Origin of the sequence: Pyrobaculum sp. (genome assembly GCF_049971835.1) — an archaeon.
Classification (GTDB): Archaea; Thermoproteota; Thermoprotei; order Thermoproteales; family Thermoproteaceae; genus Pyrobaculum.
In genome coordinates this window covers 1-1,388 of the sequence record NZ_JBMFKV010000360.1, presented here as the reverse complement: position 1 = coordinate 1,388, position 1,388 = coordinate 1, and the positions used below count along the sequence as shown (strand labels likewise).

The 1,388-nt window shown below is 55.4% G+C and carries 2 protein-coding genes; both read right to left on the bottom strand.

Features of this window, described 5'->3' with window-relative positions; all coding sequences use genetic code 11:
* Positions 1-849: serine/threonine-protein kinase (locus tag ACP5J3_RS14655; protein WP_428496355.1), on the bottom strand; the 849-nt coding region annotated here is incomplete at its 3' end.
* Between the two features lie 57 nt (positions 850-906).
* Positions 907-1,388: protein phosphatase 2C domain-containing protein (locus tag ACP5J3_RS14650; RefSeq protein ID WP_428496354.1), on the bottom strand; the 482-nt coding region annotated here is incomplete at its 5' end.

Below are 1,388 nucleotides of genomic sequence, written 5' to 3'. Positions count from 1 at the left end.
AACCACCACGGTAAGTACCGCGCTGTGCGCCCGAACCCCACCGCCGAACAAATCCTGCAACATGGCGTCCACAGTGTGGTACCTCAACTCTGGGTTTGGATGCATCGCCACCCTCACAACCTTCGCAACCGCCTCAGACACGTTGGGGTTAAACCACCGCGGATCTGGAACAGATTGCGGGTTGGGATAGCCCTGAAGAGCCACTATGGGATCGCGACCCGTCGCTAGGAAAAACAGCAAGCCCCCCAGTGACCATATGTCGCTTGCAGTGGTAGACAAGCCGCGGAGTTGCTCCGGAGCTGTGTAGCCGCCGGGCGACTCCACCACCTCCTTAACCGAATCCCTCAAATACTTAGCAGTGCCAAAGTCCGTCAGCTTGGGAATGCTCTGCCTAAGCAATACGTTGCTGGGTTTAATATCCCTGTGGATAACCCCAGCCTTGTGGATATAGCTAACCGCCTCAGCCACCGGGCGGAAAAGCCTCAAAATCTCATCATTAGACAACGAAGCCCCCCTATACTTCATATAGCTCCCGTCGCCAGCGTACTCCAAAACCAAGAGAGCCGGCCTCTGAGGCAGACTGACAGGCAGTTGCTGAGTCACCTCAAAAGCCTCAACAAGATTCACGATGTGGGGGTGCTGGATCTTCGAAAGCACAGCCGCCTCAAATCTAATCTTCGACACATTCACAGCGGCGGAGCTGGCGTCCACATCGAGCCTCGGCTCCTTAACAGCATAGTACCTATTAGTCCCATCCATAGCCAGCCAAACCCGACCCATCCCCCCCTCAGCAATCCTCCTCACGATCCTATACTTCTTGCCAATAACAACACCCTCCTTAAGAAGCATATAAAACACTAGCTAACACTATATAACCTTTAACCCCGATATAACCGCGGAACCCGCTCAGCGGCAACCGTAGGCCACAACGCCAAAAGTGGCGTTATCCCGAGTCAATGCGAGAGCCGCCCTCAACACAGTAGTAACATACTTCCTAGCCGAGAACCCCCCAGACCTCTTTCTCCTACCCCGAACACCCTTAGTTGGGCCTCCAAGGCCCTCGTACATCATCTTTGTAAAGACGTCGGCATAAAACACCTTGTCAAGCACCTCATCCACGCCGTCAGACATGGCCACCAGCCCCACACAACCCCCCGAAATCTGCCTAACTCTAACATGCACTTCGCTCAGCCTCACCCCCAGGGCTTGCGAAATCACATTCCCCTCCACCCTATCAGACTGTGTAAGCACCTCCACGCTGCCACCCGGCCGGATTAAATAGACAGCGCTGTCCCCCACATTAGCAACCCCAAGCCACAAAGGATGACCCTCGGCCGCCACGGCCACAGCCACAGAAAGCGTCGTACCACCCCTCCCACCCAACTCCC